Raw genomic sequence first — 24993 nt, forward strand, 5'->3', positions numbered from 1 at the left:
TCCCTCCCCGGTCCCCAAATGCGAGGGACCGGGGGCACCCGGCGGAGTGGGCGTCAGCGGCCCCTAGAGGCTGGGTGGGTCGCGGTTTCGGGGAGGGCCCAGACGAACATGACTCCGCCGGCGCTGGTGAGGATGTACTGGCGGCCGTCGAGTTCGTAGGTGATGGGGGAGCTCTGCATGCCTTCACCCATGCCGGCGTGCCAGAGGGTTTTTCCGTCGGCGGTATTGAGGGCGAGCAGGTTGCCGTAGGTGTCGCCGGTTATGGTGAGGCCGGAGTCGGTGGTGAGGACGCCCGCGCCGCCGTAGGGGCCGACGTCGTGGGTCCAGCGGATTTTGCCGGTCTGGTAGTCGATGGCCTCGATCTGGCTCTTGCCCCAGACGCCGTAGTCGGCGCCGGCCCAGCCGTAGTAGCCGTCGGCGGGCTTGGCGAAGTAGAGGCTCCAACTGGGGCGGGCGTTGACGAGGAAGAGGCCTGTCTTGGGGTCGAAGCTGGGGGCGCGGTAGTTGGTGACACCGCCTTCATCGGGGGCGACGATGCGGCCGTCGGGCGCGGGTTCTTTATCGGGATTGGGGATGGGGCGGCCCTGTGCGTCGATGCCCTTGGTCCAGTTGGTGGGGCCATAGGGGACGGTCAGCAGATTCTTGCCGGTGGTGCGGTCGAGGACGAAGAAGTAGCCGTTCCGCGAGGCCTGCATGAGCATTTTGCGCGGCTTGCCGTGGAAGTCGCCGTCGACGAGGATGGGGGTTTCGACGGCGTCCCAGTCGTGGGTGTCGTGCGGGGAGACCTGGAAGCCCCAGGCGAGTCTTCCGTCGTCCGCGTTGACGGCAACGATGGAGCAGGTCCAGGGGTTGTCGCCGGGGCGGGTGGTTCCGTTGAGTACGGGGGTGGGGTTGCCGGTTCCCCAGAAGATGAGGTTGAGGTCGGGGTCGTAGGTGCCGGTCATCCAGGTCATGCCGCCGGTGGAGGTGTTGGGGGTGCCGGCGGGAGGGGTGGCGTCCCATTGCCACTGGGTGTCGCCGGTTTCGGGGTCGACGGAACGGAGGTAGCCGGGGAGGTTGTCGAAGTCGCCGGAGACGCCGACGACGACGTGATTGCGGACGACGAGGGGGGCCATGGTCATCCAGTAGCCGCGGTTGACGTCGGCGATGACTTTGTCGAAGCGAACGCGGCCGGACTTGGCTTCGAGGGCGATGAGGTGGCAGTCGGGGGTGGTGAAGTAGAGCAGGCCCTTGTACATGGCGACGCCGCGGTGGCCGATGTGGTCGCCCTGGGTGGAGGCGCGGTGATAGTGCCAGACCTGGTGGCCGGAGCGGGCGTCAACGGCCCAGACGTTGTCAGGCACGGTGAAGTAGAGGATGCCGTCGACCAGGAGCGGCGAGGACTTGATGGAGGCGTTCTGGTGGGTCTGAAAGATCCAGGAGAGACCTAGATTGCCTACGTTCTGCGGGGTGATTTGCTTGAGCGGGGAGTGGCGCCGGCCGGAGTAGTCGCCGTGGTAGAGAGGCCAGGAGTCGGGGGATGGGTGCTGGATCTGGTCGGGGTCGAGGTTCTGGGCGTGCATCCCAACAGACATACCCAATGCAGCCGCGGCGGCGATCACAACCTTTTTCATCATGGGAGAACTGAACATCATTAAGCTCTTCATTTACTTCAGGGTCTGGAGATACTTCATCAGGTTGTGGATGTCGTCGTCGGTGTACTTGGGGAGCAGGTCGACGTGGGCTTCGGCGGGCGACTTGACCGTGTACTTGATGCTGCCGGTGGGCCAGGAGCGGTAGGTGCCGGAGCTGTCGCGGAGGCCGATGGTGAACTCGTCGCGATAGGCGAGAGTGCCGGAGACGGTCTGGCCGGATGGGGTGGTGACGGTGACTTCGCTACGCGCGCCTTCGGGATAGAGCATGCGCTTTTCGAGGCTCAGGCCCGTGAGGCGGCGGGCAATCCCGGCGAGGTCGCCGGTGGGCGAATGGCACTTGGAGCAGCCGCCGGCGCCGTTGAAGTAGGTCTTGCCGGCTTCGGCGTCGCCGGTCTGGAGGTCCTCAGGAGTGACACCGCGGCGGCCACCCTTCTGGGAGGAGGCAGCTTTAACGCGCGCGTGGATGAAGGCGACGAGGCTGTTGATCTCGGCGTTGGAGAAGTTGAAGGCGGGCATCTTCTTTTCCGGGCGGCCTTCATGGATGACCACGCCGATCTTATCGCCGCCGTTATCAGAGAGGACGAGCTTGGACTGGGTGAGGTCGGGGCCGGTTTCGCCGCCCATGGCGTCGCGGCCGTGGCAGAACGCGCAGTTCTGATGGAAGAGCGCTTCGCCGGCGGCGGCCTCGGGGGATTCCTTCGAGGGGCTGGCGGGGGCGGCGGCAGCAGCCGTGGCGGGCGCGGAAGGAGCCGCGGAGAGGAAGTTCAGCAGATTGGTGAGGTCGTCGCCCTCAAGCTTGGGGAAGCCGGGCATGCGGCCGCGGCCGGTGTGAATGAGCGTGGTGAGCTGGTCATTCGTGTAGCGATGGCTGATGCCCTGGAGCGGCGGGAAGGCGGGAAGGCTGCCTTGACGGTCGGTGCCGTGGCAGATGGCGCAGCGCTTGGCGTAGACCGCGGCTCCGGGATCGACGCCCGGGGTGTGCTTGGCCGGCTGCGTTTCGGTGCCGGGGGTGCTATTTTGCTGGCCGGCGTGGAGCAGCGGATGAGCGGCGAGGAGAACGGCGGCAACGAGTGAGGCGTGGAATTTGTGTTTCAAGTACATCCCTCGAGGGCTAAAGCCCGGAACCTTTATTGCGATCTTTCGGCACGGCTGAAGCCGTGCCCCTTCAAAACGTCGTCCCTACGGGACTTGCAGCTTCTTCGCTGCTAGCCCCACGCTGAAGCGCGGGGCTAGCAGACTCTGCGCCTACGGCGCGGGTGTTGCGTTTTCGAGAAACCAGTGCGGAGGATTACATCCGCGGGGCTAAAGCCCGTCTTCTGATTGATGCCTTGATCGGCACGACTAAAGTCGTGCCCTGTTACAAAGCCAGTTCTCTTCGGCACGACTAAAGTCGTGCCCCTTCACATTGCCTGCTTGCCGGGTTATGCGTACTTGAAGAGCATCATGAAGCCGTAGTCCATGTGGAGCTGCTGATGGCAGTGCAGCAGCGTGTCGCCAGGGTTGTCGGCGACGAAGTCGACCTCGACGGTGTCGAGGGGCATGATGTTGACGGTGTCTTTGCGGACGCCGCTGGTGAACTTGTCGCCGATGCTGGTGATTTCAAATGTGTGACGGTGCAGGTGTATGGGGTGCTGGTCACCCGAGCCGTTGCGCAGGACGAGGCGGTATTTCCTGCCCTCCTGGAGCATGACTGGATCGGCGTCAGGCCAGGCCTTGTTGTTAATGGTCCAGGTATCGAACTTGGAGCCCTTCTGCGGGCCGATATCGCGAAATGTGAGCTCGATGCTCTTGTAGGCAGATGGAGCGGGGGTGGCGAGACCGAAGATCGTGTAGTCCCAGTCAGCGGGCTTGGGGTCTTTCCAGACGGGCTGGCCTTTGCGGCCGGCGTATTCGATGACGACGCCGAGGCCCTGCTTGCGCGAGGACTCGAGCGTGGAGCCGAGGACCCAGACGCCTGGAGCGTTCATCTCGACGATGGCGTCAACGCGCTCAGCGACGGCGAGGGAGAGGACCTCGACGCTCTTGGGCGCGGGGACGGAGTTGCCGTCCATGGCGATGACTTTGAAGGTGTGGCCGGGTAGGGCGAGGACAACGTTTTCAGTTGCACTCGCGTTCAAGAGGCGCATAAGCACGCGCTGGCCCTGCTTGACGCGAATGGGTTCGCCTGCGCCGAGCATGTGGGAGTTGATGGTGGCGTACTTGTATCCGACATCGGAGCCGTTGGTCTGCGGGACGTTGGCGCTCATGGCACGCATGGTCTCGACCATTGGGACGAAGGAGCCCTCCCAGTGATGAATGGCGAGGTTCACTTCCATGTCCCAGGGGGCGGGGTTCTCTTTGGGCTCGATGAGGAGGAATCCAAACTGGCCGGAGTAGGTGCCGAGAGCGAGATTGTCGCCAGCGCCGGCGTGGGTGTGGTACCAGCGCGTGCCGGAAGGCTTGGGCGTGAAGCTGTAGCGGTGCGTTTTGCCGGGGGCGATCATGGGCGAGCCTTCTTCCATGGCGCCGTCGTTGAGCGAATCGATGGCGAGGCCGTGCCAGTGCGTGAGGTCGGCGACATTGCTCGCGTTGGTGACGTCGATAGTGACGGGCACGCCTTCTCTCAGCTTGAGCAGCGGGCCGGGGACCTGGCCGTTGAAGGCGGTGGTCTTGATGGTGACGCCGGGCGCGATCTCGATGGAGCAGGGCTCAATGCGCAGGCTGTGATCAGCCTTGCCTGCAGCTTGTGCAGCAGCCTGGGCGGGCATCATGGCTTTCAACGTGCGGCCTGCGAGCACAACGCCAGCCGAGGCAAGAAAATCTCTACGCTTCATATCTAAAGCCTGTTTACGTGCGGGTGAGTCCAGCCGATGTCTTGCTGCACAAACGTTTCCCTTTTTACGCGTGCCGAATGGACTTGGGTTCGGGCGGGGAAGCTCGACGACGCGATTCGTGCCGCATCTGTTACAGGAGAGAAGTCTATCCGGCGCGATGGATGGGAGGCAAACGGGGTTGGAGTGGCTCGAAGAGTTGGAATGCAGGGGTTAGGGGCTAGGGGAGCAGGTGGTCGCGCTGGCTGTCGTGGATTCGGGAAGGCGCGGGTTGCATTCCGAATTAAGTCGTGAAACGATATAAATAGACGATTATGCCAATGAACGAAATTCACGATCCCGCGATTTTGATCAGAACGCTGGCGGAGTTCCGCTACGAGATGCGGCGGTTTTACCAGTTCAGCGAGAAGGCCGCGCTGGACGCCGGCACGCATCCCCGGCAGTATCAACTTTTGCTGCAGGTGGCAGCGGCGCCTGAGGGCACAAACGTCACCATTGCGTATCTGGCCGAGCGGTTGGGGCTGAAACATAACAGCACGGTAGAGTTGGTGGACCGCTCTGAAAACGAAGGGCTGGTGGGCCGGTATGAAGATTCGGCAGACCGGCGGCGGACGATACTGCGCGTGACGCGTAAAGGGCATCAACTCTTAAGCAAGCTTGCGGGCCAGCACGGGCGGGAACTGAACGAGGCAGCGCCACGGCTGATCCAGGCGCTGGAACGCATCCGCAGCCATGCGCATAAGGAGGCCGAATGAGGTCGAGGTCCTCTGCACTGCGTGATTTCACGGTAGATAGCCGTGTGTGGCTGCTGAGCAGCGTGGCGCTGGTGATTGGCGCGGGAGCGGCAGGGCTGGCGGTGTTCCTGCTGCGCGCGATTGCGTTTGCGACGAACCTGTTCTATTACCACCGGTTCAGCATTGCGATGGTTGGCCCGGCGGGGTCGACGTGGCCACACTGGGTGATGCCTGTAATCCCGGTGGTGGGTGGGTTGATTGTTGGATTCATGGCGCACTACGGCTCCGACAAGATTCGCGGTCACGGAATTCCGGAAGCGATTGAGGCGATTCTGTTGCGCGGAGCGCGCGTGGATCCGAAGGTGGCGGTGCTGAAGCCGCTGTCGGCTGCGGTGGCGATTGGGTCGGGCGGTCCGTTTGGCGCGGAGGGTCCGATCATTATGACGGGCGGCGCGTTCGGATCGCTGGTGGCGCAATGGCTGAAGCTGAGCGATGCGGAGCGCACGACGCTGCTGGTGGCCGGTGCGGCGGCGGGCATGTCGGCGACATTCTCCGCGCCGATTGCGTCGATTTTGCTGGCGGTGGAGTTGCTGCTGTTCGAGTGGCGGCCGCGCTCGCTGGTGCCTGTGGCAGTAGCCAGCGTGTTGGCGGGAACGCTGCGCATGTACTGGCTGGGGGCGGGGCCGCTGTTTCCGGTGGAGCTGCATGGGAAGCTTCCGCTGGAAGAGCTGCTGCTGGTGGCTGCACCGCTGGGATTGCTGATTGGCGTGGCGGGCGCGCTGCTGAGCCGGTTGATGTACGGGTTGGAGGACCAGTTCGAGCACCTGGAGACGAAGCTCCGTATCCACTGGATGTGGTGGCCGGCGATTGGCGCGATTGCGGTGGGCATTGGCGGCATCTTCTTTCCGCGCGGGCTGGGCGTGGGCTATGACAATATCGCCGAACTGCTGCGCGGGAACGCGACGGTGTATCTGATTGTTGGCGTGATCGCCGCGAAGTCGCTGATGTGGGCGTTTTCGCTGAGTTCGGGAACTTCGGGCGGCGTGCTGGCTCCGATCATGATGATTGGCGCTGCGATTGCGGAGGGCCTGGCGCAGTTGCTGCACCTGCCGGGCGACACGCAGGCAGTGTGGGCGCTGATGGGCATGGGCGCAATGCTTTCAGGCGCGCTGGGCGTGCCGCTGACGGCGATTTTGTTTTCGCTGGAGGTAACGCATGGGTTCGAGGCGCTGCTGCCGCTGGTGCTGGCATGCATTGCGTCGTACCTGGCGACGTCGCTGCTGATGCCACGGTCAATTTTGACGGAGAAGCTGTCTCGGCGCGGCTATCACTTGTCGCGCGAGTACGGTGTTGATCCGCTGGAGACGATCACGGTTGCCGAGGTGATGACGCGGCTGGCGGAGAAAGACCAGGTGGCTGCTCCACCGGAGAACGAGATGCCGGAGACGCTTGCCTTCACGGACGAGACGTGCCGCTCGGTGGCAGAAGCTATGGCTACCAATGGGGTGCTGCGCATGGAAGTAGTGGATCGCGAAAGCGGGCGCATGGTGGGCACGATTGGCGCGGCCGAGTTGCTGGCCGGGCGCAAGCGCGCGGTGCGGCGCGAGTCGGAGCGCAGGATCGCGTTTCAGTCGCTGGACGGGCACGGACGCGAAAACGAGAAGGAGAGCGACCTCGTATCCGGTTGAGCGGCTTCGAGTTCACTTCAGCCAGCGGTTGCGTTGGATGCGCGTCGCTGGCTAGACTTCTGAGCGTATCGAAAAAGGAGATTCTGTGCGCCTGTTCCGTGCGTCGTTCCCAGCGTGTGGTTTGTTGGCAATTGCTTTTGCCTTGTTCTCAATCTCAGCCTTCAGCCAGGCTGCGAACCGTGCGGGTATGCCTGCGCCGCCCAAGGCCAAGCAGGTGCATGTGAAGCATGTGCTGGTGATCGGGCAGACCAAGGGATTCGAGCATGACTCGATTTCGGCGGCGATGGCAGCCATCTACAACATGGGCAAGGAAAGCGGCCTGTGGGACACGATGCTGCGCACCGACACCGAACTGCTGACGAAGAAAAACCTGGGCAACAACGCGAAGAACCTTAACTACTTCGATCTGATCGTGTTCACGAGCACCACGGGCGAGCTGGACATGGACGACAGCCAGAAAGCCGACATGATGTCGTTCATCAAGGATGACGGCAAGGGCTTTGTGGGGGTTCACGCAGCGCTGGATACGAATTACAAGTGGCCGGAGTATGGCGAGATGATTGGCGGATGGTTCGACCAGCATCCGTGGATGACGTTCCAGGCGCCGATTATCAATGAGGATCCCGACTTCCCGGCGGTAAAGCATTTTCCGAAGGCGTTTGTGAAATACGACGAGATCTATCAGCCGAAGGAGTGGTCGCGCGACAAGGTGAACGTGCTGCTGAGCCTGGATGCGAGCAAGCTGGATTATGAGAACAATCCGCGCGTGCACCGGCAGGATCACGACTTTGCCGTGGCGTGGAGCAAGATGTACGGCAAGGGTCGCGTGTTCTATTCGACGCTGGGGCATACGGAAGAGGCGTGGGATGATCCCGATATCAAGAAGATGTATTTCGAGGCGATTAAGTGGGCGCTGGGGATGACAGAGGGGTCGACGGCTTCGCACGCGAAAACCGCAGGGAAATAGGGACAAAGGAAAATAGGGAAACAAGAAAGCGCCGGGATCGATTCCGGCGCCTTTTTGTTGTGTGACTTATGTCATTGGGGATTTTGGGCGGGGTTCGTAGCCTCTTGATAGAAGAGGTTCGAACCATGGCTACCCCGGTCGCAGTTCCGCATGAGGTCACAGAGAAGACAATTCGCGGCGAGAAGAAGAAGCTGGTTCGGCGCACGAAGCCGGATCGCTCGCAGCAGATCCGGCACTGGGTGCAGGGGCTGTTTGTCGCGCTGAATGCGTGGCTGGGGATTCAGTTCTACCTGTGGGTGCGGTACTACGAGCGCGGCGGGACAGGCTTGTATGTGCCGCGGCCGGCAGGGGGCGAAGGCTATCTGCCGATCGCAGGCCTGATGAACCTGAAGTATTTCGCCGTGACAGGGCACGTGCCGCAGGTGCATCCCGCAGCGATGTATCTGCTGGGCGCGTTTCTGCTGATGAGCATCCTGCTAAAGAAGGCGTTCTGCAGCTGGCTTTGCCCGGTGGGCACGTTTTCGGAATTTCTGGCGGCTGCAGGGCGGCGGATTTTTGGGCGCAATCTGCATCTGCCGACATGGGCGGATGTTTCGCTGCGCAGTTTGAAGTACATTCTGCTGGGATTGTTTGTGGCGGTGATTGGGGCGATGTCGGCTGAGGCGCTGCTGGGCTTCATGAATACGCCGTATGGGCTGATGGCCGACGTGAAGATGCTGAACTTCTTCCGCGATGCGAGCATGACGGCGGTCGTGGTGCTGGGATTGCTGGTGCTGCTGTCGATGCTGGTGCAGAACTTCTGGTGCCGCTATCTGTGCCCTTATGGGGCGCTGATGGGGTTGGTGTCGCTGCTGAGCCCGGTGAAGATTCGCCGCGATGAAGAGGCCTGCATTGACTGCGGCAAGTGCGCGAAGGTTTGCCCGGCATCGCTCAAGGTCGATCAGCTTGTGCAGATTCGCTCAGTGGAATGCGCTGCGTGCTTGCAGTGCGTGGCTGCGTGTCCGGCGGAGAATGCGCTGCAGTTTGCGCTGACGCCGCGCAAGGCGCAGACGGCCGCGCAACGGTGGTATCGGCGCGCGCTGTCACCGGTTGTGGTGACGTGCGTGATTGCGTACCTGTTCTTCGGAATTGTGCTGTATGCGCGGGTGACGAATCACTGGAAGACGGATTTGCCGCGCGAGGTGTATATGGAGCTCGTGCCGAATGCGGATCACCTGAGTCATCCAAGGTCGGTGAGTACGGGACAGTGAAGTAAGTCGAGGGAATAGGGAGTAGGGAATAGGCTGAGGCGCTTCCATTGTGGAAGCGCCTTTCGCATCTCGGAGGTAACCACGTCCGCGAGCCTCACATAAGGACCGCATAAGGAGCTATGTTCGCCCAGTACCTGGAGTTATTGGTCAGAAAACTGCAGATAATCACAGAGAGTCGTATGTGGATATGAGATTCCGTAGGTCCAATTCCGTTGGCACCGCGTTCACATTGCTGGCAGGGCAAATATTACCGCTTAGTAAATCCCTTTAACAGTGCTCTAAGTCTTTCTTCCCAAAATGGCACGGCGATTGCTCTCTACGGCCGTAGAAATAGCAGTTCCCCGGCCCCCTCGTGATCAAAATTTCCTCTTCTATTCGTTTTATTGGGTCTTTTCCACAGCAGCATCTTCCGCAAGCACTGACAAAAAGAAAAAACAACCACCCCAAGACTTCTCTGGAGAATGTATGACGAAACGGGTATTCCGAATTACCCTGCTGTTCCTTCTGGTCTTGACCGCAGTCCCCCTTCATCTCCTAGCTCAGGCCACCGCCAGCGGTTCCGTTCAGGGAACCGTGACTGACCCATCAGCCGCAGTCGTGAGTGGGGCGGAGGTGACGATCACCAGCGTTTCGACAGACGCCAAACGCACCACTACCACCAACGCGACAGGCGGCTACCGCTTCGACCTGCTCCCGGCCGGCAAGTACAAGCTGCAGATCTCGTCCGCCGGATTCTCCACCGTGTTGCAAAACATCGAAATTCTGGTCGGCCAGACCGTCACTATCAACGTGGGGTTGAAGCCCGGGTCCACTACCCAGACGGTTGAAGTGAGCGCCGAGAGCGCCATCATCGATACGGCCAAGACCAGCGTCGGCGTCGAAATCACGCCCAGCGAAGTCCAGAACCTGCCCATGGTTGGACAGGACGCCGCGAACCTCGCCTACCTTGCCCCCGGCGTGAAGCAGACCGACTCTTATGACCCCACCAAGAACCGGTACGCGATCCTCTCGGTGAATGGCGACGGCGGCCGTAACGTGAACGTGACCGTGAACGGCGTCGACAACAAGGACAACACGGTCGGCGGCCCGGTCATGCAGCTTCCCCTCGAGGCCGTGCAGGAATATCACATCAGCACCCAGCGTTTCTCGGCTGAGAACGGCCGGTCTGAAGGCGCTGCCATCAACATCATCACCAAGAGTGGTTCGAACCAGTTCCACGGATCGGTCCTGGGCTTCTTCCGCGACACCAATCTGAACACCGACCAGAAGCAGCCCAACGGTGACGGTAAGACAACCACCTCCTCGCACCCCGATTACACCCGCCAGCAGTTCGGCGGCTCCATCGGCGGCCCGGTCAAAAAGGACAGGGCGTTCCTCTTCTTTGCGATCAACCGTGAGCGCGAGCACCAGAACCTCGCCGAAGACCCCAGTGCCTATGCGCAACTCGTCGCAGCCGCGCCCTTCTTCAATGCGGGCGGCACCAAGCTCGTTGATCCCGCGGCGGCCATTCCCCGCCCGTTCTTCGAGACCCGCTACAACGGCCGCGCCGACCTGATCATCAACCCGAAGAACAGCGCCTACCTCAGCTACTCCTCGCAGGCCAACAACAGCAACAACGACCAGTCGGACGGCACCGGCGATCTGAACAACGGTAACTTCACCGTCAATCACCTGCAGATTGCCAACTTCACCGTCAACTCCATCTTGAACGACACCACTGTCAACACCTTCACTTCAGGCTTCCAGTACTGGAACAATCTCATCGACAGCCACATCAGCTCACCGCTGGTGACGTTCCCGAACCCCGCTTCATTCGGCACGAACACGAACGTTCCCCAGCAGTCGTACCAGCGCAAGTGGCAGTTCAAGGATGACTTCTCCAAGGTGGTCGGCAAGCATACCTTCAAGGGCGGCTTTGACTACCTCTGGAACCCCGTCGAAGGTGGCTTCTTCGAGTTCAGCTCCACGCTGGAGATCGACTTCTCGGACAATCCCACGAATATCAACAACGCGTACGCAGATACCTTCTCCCACCCCGGCCTCGTCTCCGGCATGACCATCGCCAATGGCGACCCGACGTTCCAGGTCGCCACCAAGCAGCTCGGCTTCTATGGCCAGGATGACTGGAAGGTCACCCGCCACCTGGAGTTGAGCCTCGGCCTGCGCTGGGATAAAGACTTCAACATGATTGGCGGGTCGGATATCAAGAACAGCCGTACCTATAAGGACCTCAAGATCGTCAACAGCCCGATCTCTAATCCCTATGTCGACAGCGTCGCCCACGACGACAACCTCGACTTCAGCCCGCGCGTCGGCTTCGCCTGGGATATGAGCGGCAAGGGCAACCACGTGCTGCGCGGCGGCTATGGCATGTACTTTGGCAACGTGTTCCAGAACATCCCCTTGTTCATGGAGCAGATGTCCAATGCCACTGTTTTCCAGAGTGTGCTGAGCCTCACCAATTCCTGCCCGGTGGATGGAACGAAACCCTGCACGGGCGATCCGGTTCCTGGCACCACCAAGACCCTCGATCAGTGGCGCTATGGCATCGACCCCATGCCGACCATCCCGCCGCCCTCGACCGAGTTGGCATCCCGCAGCGTCGGCCGCCTGATGGATCCCCACTACCGTAACCCGGTGACCCAGGAGTTCAACTTCGGGTACACCTGGGCGATTAATCCGCGCACTGCCGTCGAAGCCGAATATGTGCACGTCCTCGGCCTCCACACCAACAAGACCATGAACATGGACCAGAAGATCCCGACGGGCACGGCCGCAGGCGATTGCTGCACGCGTCCGCTCGACCCTGCGTACGAGGCTTCGTCAATTCCCGAGCGCGTCCCCGCCAGCGTGCGTGTTGACTCCGCCATCGGCCGCGAGCACTACGACGGCATCAACTTCAGCTTCCGCGAGCAGATGGCCAACCGCTTCCAAGTCCAGGCGAACTACACCCTGGCATGGGCCTACGGTTACGGTTCAGGCGGCGGCTCGTTCCGCAACTATCCCAAGCTCTTCACGGCTCCGTTCGCAAGTTGGGAGTGGGGTCCGTCACCCAACGACGAGCGCAGCCACATCACCGTTTCCGGCGTGGTCAACCTGCCGTGGCGGTTTGACTTTGCTCCGATCCTCCAGTTCGGCACGGCGCGTCCGTTCGACCTGACCAACTCCTCCAATACCCTCAACACCGGCGGCGGCACTGGGGTCGGCGTGGTGGTGCCCAAGGCGACTCCGAAGGACTACTTCGCGTTCGCCGGAGACAATGCCGGCGCGCAGAACTGCTTCTACGGACTCGGCCAACAGGCGAGCTGCACGATCGTTCCCTACGATCCGCTGCGCGGGCAGGCGTTCTTCGAACTCGATACCCGCCTGGCCAAGAGCATCCTGATCAAGGAGCGGTACAACATCCAGCTCGTTGCCCAGGCGTTCAACCTCACCAATCGCGCCAACTATGGCAACAACTTCGGCAACAGCATCGGTTCGCCCGATACCTTCAACCACCCGGTGGGCTTTATCGGACCGTCGTCGACCATCATCCCGCGCTCCACGTGGGGCGAACTCGGCGCCCGCTTCAGCTTCTAATAACTCAACCCCCAACGCAGCAAAAGAATCGGCTGGAGCTTTGCTCCAGCCGATTCTTTTCGCGAGGATGAGCAAGCGTTATGCGCGGCGCGCGCGGAATTCTTCGCCCATGGCTGCGAGGGTTTCGAGGTTGAGCATCTGGGCGGCGCGGGGGAAGACTACTTCCTCTTCCAGCTTGATGTGTTCGGTGTAGAGCTGCTTGAGCTTGCCGGTTGCGGCGGCGAGTTCTTCGTGTTGCGCTGGTGTGAGGCTGCCAGTGGCGATCCAGGTAGAGTAGAGGGCGTCGACTTTGTCGTGCATTTCGGCTGCGTCGCGATGATCGTGTTCGAGGCCGTCGATTGCGCCGGCCTGATCGGTTGCGCCAGCTGCGCGCATGCGTGGGAATAGGGACTGCTCTTCATCGGCGTTGTGGCGGATACCGCCCACGCGGAAGTAGTTGAGCGCGGCATGGACGGCGGCTGTCTCTTCCTCGGAGAGGGCGCGGTTAGCGGCGCGATCGACCACCAGGCAGACGATATTGAGGAAGTGCTCGATGCGGCGGTGGCAATCCTTCAGCATGGCGAGGGGGTCGTCGAAACCCGCGTCAGGCTTGGCTCCGATTTGAATACCTTTGTGCATCTGATTGCTCCAATGATAAAGATGCGCCGGAGAGGCGATGTGTTCATGGGAGTGCTCAAAGGCATCCCTCAGGGGCTAAATCCCCGCACATTTTGTTGAGCTGATCGGCACGACTAAAGTCGTGCCCTTTCACAAGGCCTGTTCCAGATGTTTTCCAGTTAGCTATGAAGCTGTGCTCTCTGAAGGCAGAAGCGATTTGGCTCATGCGCCTTGCAGGACGTGCAGGCTGGTGGCGGTTTTCACGGCGGGGGGCGGCACGGTGTAGCCGCGGGGGATGTAGGAGCAGCAGGGCTCCTCGCCGTGGGGGTTGCCGGTGAGAGCGTAGGCGCGTGCGCGGGAACCACCGCAGATCTCCTTGAATTCGCAGGCGCCGCATTTGCCTTCGAGCTTGGACGTGTCCCGAAGGGCGCGGAAGACTGGTGAGTTGCGGTAGATGTCGGCGAGTGATTCCTGGCGGATGGTGCCTGCGGAGAGGGGGAGGAATCCGCTGGGGAAGACTTCACCCGTGTGCGAGATGAAAACGAAGCCCTTGCCGTCATTGAGTCCGCGTGGTGCGCGGCCGATGGCGTCTTCGACGCGGGCAGGCGCATCCGTGGCGATGCCGGCTTTGCGGTCGGCCACCTTTTGCTGAAGGGCGTAGCGGCGATAGTGTTGCGCTTCGGTCGTCTTGATGTCGAAGCCGGCTTTCTTGGAGAGCTGGTGGACTTTGGCGAAGACTTTCTCGAACTCGTCGGCGGTGAGCAGGTCGTTGAGTTTGCCGCGGCCGGTGGGCACGAGAAAGAAGACGGACCAGAGGGTGATTTTGAGCTGCTCCATGAGGGCGACGATGGAGTCGATTTCGCCGATGTTGCGGCGGCTGAAGGTGGTGTTGATCTGCACGGGGAGGCCGGCTTCGTTGGCCCAGCGGACTGCGTCGAGGGTGCGAGCGAATGAACCGGAGAGGCCGCGGAATGCATCGTGGGTGGCGGCGCTGGCTCCATCCATGCTGACGGCGAGGCGCGCGAGGCCGGCTTCTTTCAAACGGAATACGACGTCGCGCGTGAGCAGCGGTGTGGCGCTGGGTGTGAGCGAAACCCGCACGCCGACTTTGCGCGCGTGAGCGATGAGCTCAAACAGGTCAGGGCGCTTGATGGGGTCGCCGCCGGTGATGACGAACACCGGGACTTCGAGCGCTGCGATCTGGTTGATGAGCTGCTTGCCTTCGTAGGTGCTGAGTTCCATGGGGTGGCGCTCGGGCTGCGCCGACGCGCGGCAATGGACGCAGGCGAGGTCGCAGGCCTGGGTCACTTCCCAGATGGCAATGAAGGGGCGCTGGTTGAAGTCGACGGTGTTGACGAGCGGGTTCATGAGTTGATGAAACTGGATTTCAGAGCAATGTGCAGTGACGTAAGTCTCTCCATTGATAGAATCGACGCGTGAATGCCCCCAGGACCGATCTTGCAGCAGTACTTGCCCAGACCCCTCTGCTCTCGAACCTTTCGCAGCCTGAGTTCCAGAGCCTTGCCGCGCGGACGGTGCGCAAGCTGTTCAGCTCGGGTGAGCTGATCTTCTCAGAAGGCGAGCCGTGCAACGGACTGCACATTATTGCGCGCGGGAAGGTGCGGATCTTCAAAACGTCAGTGAACGGACGCGAGCAGGTGCTGGCGCTGAACGGGCCGGGCGAGTCGGTGGCGGAGCTGCCGGTGTTTGATGGCGGCCCCTTCCCTGCCTCGGCGATGGCCCTGGAAGATACGGAGATGGCGTTTATTTCGCGCCGCGATTTTCATGCGTACTGCATGGAACATCCCGAGGTGTCGCTGAAGGTGCTGAGCGTAGTGGGTAGCCGCCTGCGACGGCTGGTGGGGATCATTGAGGAGCTTTCATTCACGACGATTCGGCAGCGGCTGATCTCGGTGTTGGTGAAGCTGGCGCAGAGCGAGGGGAAAAAGTCGCCGCGGGGAGTTGAGTTTCTGCTGCCGGGGACACACCAGGAGCTCGCGAATCAGCTTGGGACGGTGCGGGAACTGATCTCGCGCAACCTGATGCGTCTGCAGGCTGAAGGGCTGATTGAGGTAGAGGCGCGTCATATCGTAGTGAAGGATTTGAAAGGGCTGACGGCGCAACTGGAAACGACGTAGTGGAACCTGAGTGACATAAGTCGCTGTGGCGCGGTTGCAAGCGCCTTAGTGTTGCAGGTGGAGAGTCGTTATGACCACGGCAACACAGTCCATTCGCGAGATCGTAAGTTCCCAACCCACAGCGGCAGCAGTTCTGCAGCGCTTCGACATTGATGTGTGTGCGCAGGCGAACGAGTCGCTGAACGAGGCGTGCGCGCATCTGCAGCTCTCGATTGAGCAGGTAATGGAGAAGCTGGAAGATGGAGCCGGCATGCAGGATGGGGCGAGGCGAGCGAATCCCAGCGAGTTCACGCCGAGCCGGCTGATACAGCACATTGTGCGCGTCCATCACAAGAACGTGCGGCAGGAGCTGCCTCAGCTCGTCGAGATGGCGCATGCGATTGCGGACAAGCACAGCGAGCGAGCGCCGGAGCTGCGGAAGGTGGAGCTGCTCGTAGCCGAGTTGCACGCGGAGATGTGCGAGCATCTGCGCAAGGAAGAACATGTGCTGTTTCCTTATATCGCGCAGGTGGATGAGGCTCCGCTGCTTGCGTTCCGGCCTCCGCAGCAGTGCTTCAGCCAGGTGGGGCAGCCAGTGTTCGTGATGGTGCAGGAACATGAACGCGCGCTCTTGATGCTCACCGAGTTGCGGCAGCTTACCAACGACTTCAAACCGCCGGTGTGGGCGTGCGCGGGTTTCGCGGCTCTTTATGAGGGCATGCGCGGTTTCGCGACGAATCTCGAGGAACACATACGGCTGGAGAATGATGTGCTGTTTCCGCAGGCGATTGCGATGGAAGCGGAATTGATGCAGCCCGGGCTGGTGCAGGCAGGTGCGCAATGAAGGCCGTCGAAATGAATGCCGCGTTGCGCGAGCGGCAGAAGAGCCTGATGCTGCGCACGTGGATTATTTCAGGCCTGTTCTTTATGGCGTTGCCGGGGACGCTGCTGGGGTTCTCAAACCTGGTTGCGATCAGTGAGCATCACGGGCTGGGATTTCTTCCGGCGGCGTGGATGGAAGGCCACGGGCATGCGCAGATGTTCGGATGGATCGGGAGCTTCATTTTGGGAATCGGGTTTTATTCGCAGCCGGCTCGGGGGAAGTCGGTACTGCGGATTCCGTTGACGTGCTTTGTGCTGTGGACTTCGGGCGTGGCGCTGCGGTGGACCGCGAATATCTACGCGTGGCACTGGCGGACGCTGTTTGTGGTTTCGGCGACGGCGGAGTTGCTGGGGGTGTTGCTGTTTCTCTGGGCGGCGCGGCATCACAAGCTGCCTGAGACGGCCGGGGCGAAGACGAAGCCGCGCATTGAGTTGTGGATGATCTCAGTGTTTGTGGGCACGGCGGGGCTGTTGGTGGGAGTCGTCTTCAACCTTGTTGAGTGCGTGAGGCTGGCAATTGCAGGAACGAGCGAGAGCTTTCCGCATGCGCTGGATCAGCGATATCTGGTGATCCTGGGATGGGGATTCCTGGCGCCGACGGTGTGGGGATTCTCGGCGCGTTGGCTGCCGACGTTTCTCGCGATCGGGCACCCGCGGGAGAAGCTGTTCCGCTATGCGCTGGTAGCTGTGGTGGTTGCGGTTGGCACTGCGCTGTGCGGCTTTGTGCCTGCGGCAACGATGCTGCTGACGGCGACGTCGATTGCGGTGATGCTTGCATTGCGGCTGACTGAGCGGCCGCATGGTAAGGCCAAGGTGCAGGGGATTCATCCGAGCTTCCCCGTGTTTATTCGGATTGCCTATGTGTGGCTGGTGATTGCGGCGGCGATGAGCGTGTGGGCCGCGCTAGCAGATGTGCATAACGGTATCTGGGGCGCGTCACGGCATGCGCTGACGGTAGGGTTTGCGGCGACGATGGTGTTCGCGATTGGACCGCGGATTCTGCCGCACTTCGGCGGCGTGTACAACCTGTTCAGCACGAGACTGATGCTGGTGAGTCTGTTGCTTCTGCAATGCGGATGCACACTGCGCGTGACGTCGGAGCCGCTGGCGTATGAGGGGTTCTCGATGTTTGCGTGGAAGGTGCTGCCCGTTTCAGCAACGCTGGAGTTGGCGGGCGTGCTGGTGTTTGCGTTCAATCTGGCGATGACGTTCGCGAAGGGGAAGGCGTTTGGGGTTCTGGAGACGCGAGAGAGTAGTGCGGCGTAGGAAGAGCAGATCCCCACTCGATGCAAAAGCGGGTTCTTCGCTTCGCTCAGAATGACAAATATGTGGGGAACCAGCGGTGTGACAGCAGATTCCCTGCGGGAATGACTAAAGAAAAGCAAAGACAAGAACAAAAGCAACGAGCGCTATTCGTCGTTATCGGGTTGGGCCCAGGCGTAGGTGGCGCCTAGCCAGGATGTGCCTTGGGGGGCTTCAGGGACGTGCGGGATGAGTCCCCAGAGGCCGATGAGGGCCAAGCCTACGAGGTTTGGGAAGAGCAGCGGTGCCATGGGTGGGGCGCCGTTGACGAGGCGGTCCCAGAGGCTGGCGCCGGGCTCGATGAGATTGGCGCGGAGATGGAGCCAGAAACCAAGCACGCCGACGAGCGCCTGCAAGATCATCACGATCAGGCAGAGGTCGAGATAGCGACGCGTGACGTTAGTGATGAGCGGCACGAGTAGAAAGCCCGTGGCGAATGCGGATGAGATGACGGGGATCCACTCGGTTTGCGCGAAGAAGCCGTTGGCAGCGTGATCAGTAAGCGTGAGGACGAAGTTGCCGAGGAATCCGCCGAGCGCCATGGCAATGATCCAGCGGGCCCAGTCAGCGGTGCGCACTTCGACCATGCGGTCGACGAGCAGGAGAAAGCCGAGGCCGGTATAAGAGAGCGGGGCGGCGAAGGGCGCGGCGTAGGTGAGGCTCTTCAACGTGCGGTCGAGGAAGAAACGGCTCTCGAGGTGATAGAGGACGCCAGCGAGTCCGACGAGGATCGCAAGCCATCCGACGAGATAGCCGATGTCGCGCCAAGGGGCATGTATGCGCCAAATCCACCGCAGCGCGATGACGATGGCGAGTGCGATGGGCGCGGCTATGGAGAAGTAGAGCGGGATGTACTCCGCCGCCTTGCGGAACTGGTTGACGGAGTGGGCGATGTAGATGTCGGCGGCGAGGACGAGCAGGTTCGAGGTGACGAAGAGCTCGACCCAGAGCTGGGGGTCGCGCGCCCAGCGCATGCGCGGATGAGTAATGAGAGCGCGCCCGCGGGCGATGAGGTTATTTGCGGCCATGCTCTTTCCTCAGCGCGTCGGCCTGGTGCTTGAGCTCGACGGTCTTGGCGAACAGCTCGTAGTTGCCGTGCCACTGGACGAAGTCGGCTCCGCCCATGAAGACTCCGTGCTTGCTGGTGCGGCCGTCGTAGTGCCAGAGGTTGAAGAAGGTGAAGTCGATGGGTTGCGTGAAGGCGGCGCTGCTGAGAGTGCCGTCCTTGTGCAGGCCGTCCATGATGTCCTGCGCGACTTTCACCTTGTCGTTGGTCTGGGCGACGATGGCATCGGCCTGCGTGTAGACGCGATCGATGAGGCCCTGGGTGTGGCACTGCGTGCAGACCTGCTTCATATTGATCACGGCCTGCTGGTAGTTGGGCCGACGGGTGGTGATCTTGTCAGCGAGATACCAACTGAGGCGGTCAGACGGATTGTGCGTGACCTTCAGACCGTTGATGCCGCTCATGTGGCAGGTGGCGCAGGTGGGCACGAACATGTCTCGCGTGGTGAGGGTGCGCGGGTCGGCGTCGAGCTTGAGCAGGTTGCGCTGCGCGGCGAACATGATGCCGTGCTTGGATTCGCTGTAGATCTCGATCTGCGAGTGGTCAGGGCCCATGTGGCATTGAGCGCAGGTGGTTGGGAGGCGCGCCAGTTCGACGGAGCTGGTGTGGCGCGAGTGGCACTGGGTGCAGGTTCCGATGGTGCCGTCGTCGTTGGGCTTGCCGACGGCGTGGCACTGCTCGCACCCGGAGTTGACGGCGGGGTGGCCTTCGGGCGTGACGAGCGGGTTGGGCGCGCGGTTGGTTCCACCGGGCTGGAACTGCTCGCTGAATGCGACTTGTTCCTTGGTGAGTCCGGCGGCGCCGAAGACAGCGGCCCAGCTGGGGGCGGCGTGACGGCTGCGCAGGAATTCCTGATATATGCCTTCGTGACATGAGCGGCAGTTCCCTGCCGTCAGGTGCTTGGAGATGGTGAAGCCGTGGTGGTCCATCTTCTCCTGGCCCGCTGCGGGCTGGTGACAGTCGAGGCAGTTGACGCCCTTCTTCGCGTGCGCGGACATCTCGTACTCATGGACGACGGAGTATTGCAGGCGGGCGTGGCACTCGGCGCACTTGCCAGAGGCGCGCACGAAGTCGGCGGTGGGCTGCTCGGTTTCAACCCTGGGGCGGGCGCGGTTGATGAGGAATGCCGCGACGATCAGTGCGAATGCTGCCACAACTGCGATGAACACAGAGCGAAAGGACATGCAAATGCACTCCCAGGGAAGATGACGAAGCGCCTGCTTTGCAAGGGAAGCGGGTCGAGGCAAAGCAGCCAATCAACAATCTAGAGGGCGGCACGAGAGGCTTGCAACCGCCGAATTGTGACTCGCGCGAAAAACATGGATGCGTGTGACTTTAGTCCCTGCCTCGAGATTCGTATCCCGCTAACGTGACATGTAGCAGGAACACTTTGCACGCGAGTGCGAATCGAGGCAAGCATGAGTTATAAGCGTTATTGGCTGGCGCTGGCCGTCGTCATATTAGGTTCTTTCGCCGTCCTGGGAACGGTGGGGCGGAAGATGATCAGTCAGGCACCGCCCATCCCCGATGTATATTCCCCGGATGGCCAACTGCTCTTTACCGGAGCGCAAATTACCGATGGGCAGGGCGTGTGGCAGTCGATCGGTGGGCAGGAGATCGGCACGGTCTGGGGGCACGGCGCTTATGTCGCTCCCGACTGGAGCGCCGACTGGCTGCACCGCGAGTCGGAGATTCTTCTGGACACGTGGGCGCAGCGCAAGGGCGCAGCGAACTTTGCGGCGCTGAGCCTGGAAGAGCAGGCTGGGCTGAAGGCCCGGCTGGTGCGCGAAGAGCGCACCAACACTTACGATGCGGCGCAGAATCGGGTAGTGATCTCGGCCGATCGCGCGGCGGCGTTCAACAAGCTGGCTCCGTATTACGCGGATGTATTCGCGACGGGTCGCAAGGAATACGCGATTCCGCAAGGCGCGCTGGTGGATCAAGCGAAGCAGCATCAGCTTGCCGCGTTCTTCTGGTGGAGCGCGTGGGCGACGACGACGGAACGGCCGGGATCGGATGTGTCGTATACAAACAACTGGCCGCACGAGCCGCTGGTTGGGAACAATCCGACATCAGGCGCGGTGTTGTGGAGCATGATCAGCGTGATCTGCCTGATTGCAGGCGTTGGCGGGCTGGTGTGGTGGAACTCGTCACGCGAGAAGGAGCATGTGAGCGGGCCGTATCCGACACGCGATCCGTTCCTGGGCGCGAAGCCTACGCCATCGCAGCGAGCGACGATCAAGTACTTCGTGGTGGTGGTGATCCTGTGGGGCGTGCAGATCCTGATGGGCGTGATCACGGCGCACTACGGTGTCGAGGGACGCGGCTTCTACGGCTTCCCTCTCGATAAGTTCCTGCCTTATGCGATCACGCGCACGTGGCATCTGCAGATCGCCATCTTCTGGATTGCGACGTCGTGGCTTGCGACTGGTTTGTATGTCGGGCCGGCGGTGAGCGGACACGAGCCGAAGTTCCAGCGGCTGGGCGTGAATGTGCTGTTCGGCGCGCTGGTGCTGGTGGTGGGCGGATCGCTCGCGGGCGAGTGGATGGGCATTCAGCAGAAACTGGGCAACGCGTGGTTCTGGCTGGGATCGCAGGGATATGAGTATGTCGACCTGGGCCGGTTGTGGCAGATTCTGCTGTTCGTCGGATTAGTGCTCTGGCTGGTGCTGATGGTGCGGTCGCTGAAGCCCGCATTCACGAAGAACAGCGAAGACAAGTCGCTGCTGTCGCTGTTCCTGGTGTCGAGCATTGCGATTCCGACGTTCTACGCGGCGGGGCTGATGTATGGACAGCGCAGCCACCTGGTCACGGCTGAATACTGGCGCTGGTGGGTGGTTCACCTCTGGGTGGAAGGCTTCTTCGAAGTGTTCGCGACGGTGGTGATTGCGTTCCTATTCACGCGGCTGAAGCTGCTGGAGATTCGCAGCGCCACGAAGGCGGTGATGTTCTCAACGATCATCTTCCTTTCGGGCGGCATCATCGGCACGTTCCATCACCTCTACTTTGCGGGCTCGGGTGCGGCAGTGATCGCACTGGGCGCGGTGTTCAGCGCGCTGGAAGTGGCGCCGCTGACGCTGATTGGCTACGAGGCATGGGAGAACCTGCGGCTGGCGAAACCGACGGAGAAGGCGCCGTGGGTTGCGAACTACAAGTGGCCCATCTACTTCTTCGTGGCAGTGGCGTTCTGGAACCTGGTGGGCGCGGGCGTGTTCGGCTTCCTGATCAACCCGCCGGTGGCGCTCTACTACATGCAGGGGCTGAATCTGACTCCTGTGCACGGACACACGGCGCTATTCGGCGTGTACGGCATGCTGGGACTGGGATTGACACTGTTCTGCCTGCGGGTGCTGCAGCCGGGACGCAAGTGGAAGGAAGGCGTGCTCAAGTACTCGTTCTGGTCGATCAACCTGGGCCTGATTTTCATGGTGGTGCTTAGCATGTTCCCGATCGGCATTCTGCAGGCCGAGGCGTCGATCAAGTACGGCACGTGGTATGCGCGGTCGGCTGAGTTCATGCAGTCCGGGCCGATGCAGGTTCTGCGCTGGATGCGCGTACCGGGGGATGTGCTGTTCGCCGTGGGTGCGGCGCTGCTGGGTTGGTTTGTGCTGGGGCTGCTGACTGGGCACTCGTACGAGCCTGAGTCACGCAAAGCGGCGGAAGATCGCGAAGCGGTTTTGACGGCACTGTAGTACTTCCTCAACACCGGGAAAGCGGCGCCTGAAGTTGAGGCGCCGCTTCTTTTTGTCTGAATTGCGCGCGATAGGATGATGTTGGGGAGCTCTTAAATGCCGAAGGTTCTTGATGGCGCAACGATCGCAGCGGAAATCAAGCAGGACGTTGCAGAAGAAGTGAAGGCGCTGGCAGCGCGCGGAGTGAAGCCGGGGCTGGCTGTGGTGCAGGTGGGACACGTGCCGGCGTCAGAGATTTATGTCCGCAACAAGGTGCAGACGAGCAAGGAACTCGGCTTTCTGAGCGAGCATATTACGCCAGCGGAGACGGTGACGACCGAGGAGATGCTGGCGTTGATCGCCACGCTGAATGCGCGCGAAGATATCGACGGCATCCTGGTGCAGTTGCCGCTGCCGAAGCAGGTGGACGCGAAGGTTCTGCTGGATGCGATTGCGCCGGAGAAGGATGTGGATGGGTTTCATCCAGTGAATGCGGGAAGGCTGCAGGCGGGCAGGCAGGCGCTTGCGCCATGCACGCCGGCGGGCGTGATTGAGATTTTGAAGCGCAGCGGGATTCCGATCAGTGGCGCGAACGCGGTGGTGGTGGGACGCAGCGATATCGTGGGCAAGCCCGCGGCGATGCTGCTGCTGCATGAGAATGCGACTGTGACGATTTGCCATTCGAAGACGCGCGACCTGGGCGCGGTGACTCGGCAAGCGGACATTCTGGTTGCGGCGATCGGGCGCCCGGGGTTCATCACGCCTGACATGGTGAAGCCGGGCGCGACGATTATCGATGTGGGGATCAATCGCATCGACACGCGCGAGGAGTTCGACAAGTTTTTCAAAGGGAACGATAAGCGCGAGGCAGCGTTTGCCAAGCGCGGATCGGTGCTTGTGGGCGATGTGCATCCGGCGGCCTTTGAGGTGTCGGGCGCATATACGCCGGTGCCCGGCGGCGTGGGTCTGCTGACGATCGCGATGCTGATGGCGAATACGGTGCGCGCGGCTAAGATACGGCGGGGGATGTAAGACAGCAGGGAGCTAGCGATGTTCAAGCCGATCTTGGCGCTCGTTATGGTCTGCGCGGGGTGCTCTTGCAGCGCGCAGACGCTCGGTGAGGAACTGAGCAAGGCTGGCATTCCAGCGAGCGGGTTCAGCAGCACCGACCTTACGCAGCCAGTGAACGCTTCCAGTGGCCGCGACCAAGGCTCTAACTACCTGGTGTACATGCGGGTGAACCGCGAAAATATCCTGAGCGGCTTTCCGCAGTTGGTGCGATATGACTCGGGGACGAGACGACTGGTTCGCAAGGAGCTTCCAGTGGGCGAAAAGGAGAATTGCTGCGGAAGTCCGAACGGCATAACGTTCACGCGGAGTTATCAGCTCCTCGAGTTTCATCTGAGCCCGTCTGCAAGCACCGTCATTGTGACTGACAGAAGTCTCAAACCAGTGGAGATTCTGTATGGGTTTGGCATACGGGAGATTGCGCCCGACGAAGTGATCTTCACCGAGGACATGGTCCACTTCGCGCCTGCGCACCCGGAACGGATCATGTTGGCTGACCTGCGGACGGGGGCCTCGCAGGAGTTGTATCCGCCGAAGGGAGATGCCTTACGCGCGGCGTTCGCCAAGGAGCACAAAGAGCACATGCCGCCGCATGACGTGTGCATAGCGATGAACGATCCGTGCAGGCCGGACTATTACGACGAAGCGATCGAGTTTCTGGTTGCCAATGCGCCGGAACGATTTTCGATTCGCGTGAGCCGGGATGCCGTGCATTCCATGACAAAGGATGCCGACCCAGATTCTGTGGCGTCTGATCGGGCCTTCTATGTCTACCAACGACGGGAGGGGCAGTGGTTCTATTGCTCACAGCCGCTCTCCGGCACGACTGATGAAGGGCCGAACTGCCTGCCAAGTCTTCCAGTAGTTGCGGATGGGGCGCCTGAATTCCAGCGTCCGCTTATCCGGAGGGTGAACTGAGAATGCTGCGCGTGGGACTTACGGGCGGGCTGGGAAGCGGCAAGAGCACCGTGGCTGCGCAACTGCGCGCGCTGGGGGCGCAGGTCATCGAAGCTGACGAGCTGGGGCGGGAGATGATGGAGCCGGGACACGCGGTCTATGACGAGATTGTGCGCGTGTTCGGGCCGGAGGTCGTCGTGCAGGACGGGCGGCTGAATAGGCCGCGGCTGGCGCAGATGGCCTTCGGCCGGACTGGCGAGCGGGGGCGGCTGGATGAGTTGAATGCGATCATTCACCCGGCAGTGATTGCGGCGCAGCAGCGTTGGATGGAAGGCGTGTTCGCGCGCGATCCGGCGGCGGTGGCGGTGGTGGAGTCGGCGCTGATTTTCGAGGTGGAACGCGATGCGAAGGCACGCGGTGAGAGCGAGGGTGTACTGGCCGACTGGCGCAACCGCTTTGACCATATCATTGTGCTGACGGCTCCGGATGAAGTGAAGATTGCGCGCTATGTCGATCGGATCGGAGCTGATCCTGCGCGGCGGGAAGCTGCTATTGCAGATGCGCGGACACGGCTGGCGCGGCAGATGCCGGACGCCGAGAAGGCTGCGCGGGCCGATTTTGTGCTCGAAAACGTCGGAGATCTGGAGTCTCTGCGGGCGCGGGTGTGTGCGATCTGGGAGCGGCTCCGGGCGGAAAGCAACAACCGTTTGAATTCCGGTTCATTAAAATAG

The 24993-nt window shown here is 61.5% G+C and carries 19 protein-coding genes; 12 read left to right on the top strand and 7 right to left on the bottom strand.

Annotated features, from left to right (window positions below; all coding sequences use genetic code 11):
• Positions 1–53: 53 nt before the first annotated feature.
• The 3 genes from MOP44_RS02470 to MOP44_RS02480 all read right to left on the bottom strand — a co-directional run bounded on the left by MOP44_RS02470 (position 54) and on the right by MOP44_RS02480 (position 4447).
• Positions 54–1616, bottom strand: a complete 1563-nt coding sequence (locus MOP44_RS02470; protein WP_260794313.1) for an acido-empty-quinoprotein group A — start codon at positions 1614–1616, stop codon at positions 54–56.
• 30 nt (positions 1617–1646) lie between these two features.
• Positions 1647–2729, bottom strand: coding sequence for a c-type cytochrome (locus tag MOP44_RS02475; RefSeq protein WP_260794314.1), 1083 nt, complete (start codon positions 2727–2729; stop codon positions 1647–1649).
• A gap of 326 nt (positions 2730–3055) precedes the next feature.
• Positions 3056–4447, bottom strand: coding sequence for a multicopper oxidase family protein (locus tag MOP44_RS02480; RefSeq protein ID WP_260794315.1), 1392 nt, complete (start codon positions 4445–4447; stop codon positions 3056–3058).
• A 311-nt stretch (positions 4448–4758) separates the two neighbouring features.
• Between MOP44_RS02480 and MOP44_RS02485 the strand changes: the two genes are divergently transcribed.
• The 5 genes from MOP44_RS02485 (at position 4759) to MOP44_RS02505 (ending at position 12662) form a co-directional block, all read left to right on the top strand.
• The gene (locus tag MOP44_RS02485) at positions 4759–5199 is read left to right on the top strand and encodes a MarR family winged helix-turn-helix transcriptional regulator (protein ID WP_260794316.1); all 441 of its coding nucleotides are present in this window, start codon (positions 4759–4761) and stop codon (positions 5197–5199) included.
• Complete coding sequence (locus tag MOP44_RS02490) at positions 5196–6866, top strand: chloride channel protein (RefSeq protein ID WP_260794317.1); 1671 nt, start codon at positions 5196–5198, stop codon at positions 6864–6866. The genes MOP44_RS02485 and MOP44_RS02490 overlap by 4 nt, the downstream gene beginning before the upstream one ends.
• Before the next feature lie 85 nt (positions 6867–6951).
• Positions 6952–7833, top strand: coding sequence for a ThuA domain-containing protein (locus tag MOP44_RS02495; RefSeq protein WP_260794318.1), 882 nt, complete (start codon positions 6952–6954; stop codon positions 7831–7833).
• 125 nt (positions 7834–7958) lie between these two features.
• Positions 7959–9083, top strand: a complete 1125-nt coding sequence (locus tag MOP44_RS02500; RefSeq protein ID WP_260794319.1) for a 4Fe-4S binding protein — start codon at positions 7959–7961, stop codon at positions 9081–9083.
• A 465-nt stretch (positions 9084–9548) separates the two neighbouring features.
• Complete coding sequence (locus MOP44_RS02505; RefSeq protein WP_260794320.1) at positions 9549–12662, top strand: TonB-dependent receptor; 3114 nt, start codon at positions 9549–9551, stop codon at positions 12660–12662.
• Positions 12663–12740: 78 nt separating this feature from the next.
• On the opposite strand, the gene MOP44_RS02510 is transcribed toward MOP44_RS02505, so the two are convergent.
• Together MOP44_RS02510 and MOP44_RS02515 are read right to left on the bottom strand one after the other, a co-directional pair.
• On the bottom strand, positions 12741–13280 hold the full coding sequence (locus MOP44_RS02510; RefSeq protein WP_260794321.1) for a hemerythrin domain-containing protein: 540 nt from the start codon (positions 13278–13280) through the stop codon (positions 12741–12743).
• Positions 13281–13481: 201 nt separating this feature from the next.
• Positions 13482–14627, bottom strand: coding sequence for a TIGR04053 family radical SAM/SPASM domain-containing protein (locus MOP44_RS02515; RefSeq protein WP_260794322.1), 1146 nt, complete (start codon positions 14625–14627; stop codon positions 13482–13484).
• A gap of 68 nt (positions 14628–14695) precedes the next feature.
• Between MOP44_RS02515 and MOP44_RS02520 the strand changes: the two genes are divergently transcribed.
• The 3 genes from MOP44_RS02520 (at position 14696) to MOP44_RS02530 (ending at position 17524) form a co-directional block, all read left to right on the top strand.
• Complete coding sequence (locus tag MOP44_RS02520) at positions 14696–15397, top strand: Crp/Fnr family transcriptional regulator (protein WP_260794323.1); 702 nt, start codon at positions 14696–14698, stop codon at positions 15395–15397.
• Between the two features lie 70 nt (positions 15398–15467).
• On the top strand, positions 15468–16220 hold the full coding sequence (locus MOP44_RS02525; protein ID WP_260794324.1) for a DUF542 domain-containing protein: 753 nt from the start codon (positions 15468–15470) through the stop codon (positions 16218–16220).
• Positions 16217–17524 (top strand): hypothetical protein, encoded by a 1308-nt coding sequence (locus MOP44_RS02530; protein ID WP_260794325.1) that lies wholly within the window; start codon positions 16217–16219, stop codon positions 17522–17524. Before MOP44_RS02525 ends, MOP44_RS02530 begins: the two co-directional genes overlap by 4 nt.
• 143 nt (positions 17525–17667) lie before the next feature.
• Here the strand turns inward: MOP44_RS02530 and MOP44_RS02535 are convergent, their stop codons facing one another.
• Together MOP44_RS02535 and MOP44_RS02540 are read right to left on the bottom strand one after the other, a co-directional pair.
• Entirely contained in the window at positions 17668–18588 is a 921-nt protein-coding gene (locus MOP44_RS02535) for a hypothetical protein (protein WP_260794326.1), read from the bottom strand.
• Positions 18575–19810, bottom strand: coding sequence for a multiheme c-type cytochrome (locus MOP44_RS02540; protein WP_260794327.1), 1236 nt, complete (start codon positions 19808–19810; stop codon positions 18575–18577). The genes MOP44_RS02535 and MOP44_RS02540 overlap by 14 nt, the downstream gene beginning before the upstream one ends.
• A gap of 234 nt (positions 19811–20044) precedes the next feature.
• Here MOP44_RS02540 and MOP44_RS02545 point away from each other — a divergent pair, with 234 nt between their 5' ends.
• The 4 genes from MOP44_RS02545 to coaE all read left to right on the top strand — a co-directional run bounded on the left by MOP44_RS02545 (position 20045) and on the right by coaE (position 24993).
• Positions 20045–22318 (top strand): nitric-oxide reductase large subunit, encoded by a 2274-nt coding sequence (locus MOP44_RS02545; RefSeq protein WP_260794328.1) that lies wholly within the window; start codon positions 20045–20047, stop codon positions 22316–22318.
• A 96-nt stretch (positions 22319–22414) separates the two neighbouring features.
• Positions 22415–23329: a bifunctional 5,10-methylenetetrahydrofolate dehydrogenase/5,10-methenyltetrahydrofolate cyclohydrolase gene (locus tag MOP44_RS02550; RefSeq protein ID WP_260794329.1), complete on the top strand. Its 915-nt coding sequence runs from the start codon at positions 22415–22417 to the stop codon at positions 23327–23329.
• Between the two features lie 18 nt (positions 23330–23347).
• The gene (locus tag MOP44_RS02555; RefSeq protein ID WP_260794330.1) at positions 23348–24283 is read left to right on the top strand and encodes a hypothetical protein; all 936 of its coding nucleotides are present in this window, start codon (positions 23348–23350) and stop codon (positions 24281–24283) included.
• Positions 24284–24285: 2 nt separating this feature from the next.
• Positions 24286–24993 (top strand): dephospho-CoA kinase, encoded by a 708-nt coding sequence (gene coaE / locus MOP44_RS02560; RefSeq protein ID WP_260794331.1) that lies wholly within the window; start codon positions 24286–24288, stop codon positions 24991–24993.

The organism is Occallatibacter riparius (assembly GCF_025264625.1).
GTDB classification, from domain to species: domain Bacteria; phylum Acidobacteriota; class Terriglobia; order Terriglobales; family Acidobacteriaceae; genus Telmatobacter; species Telmatobacter riparius.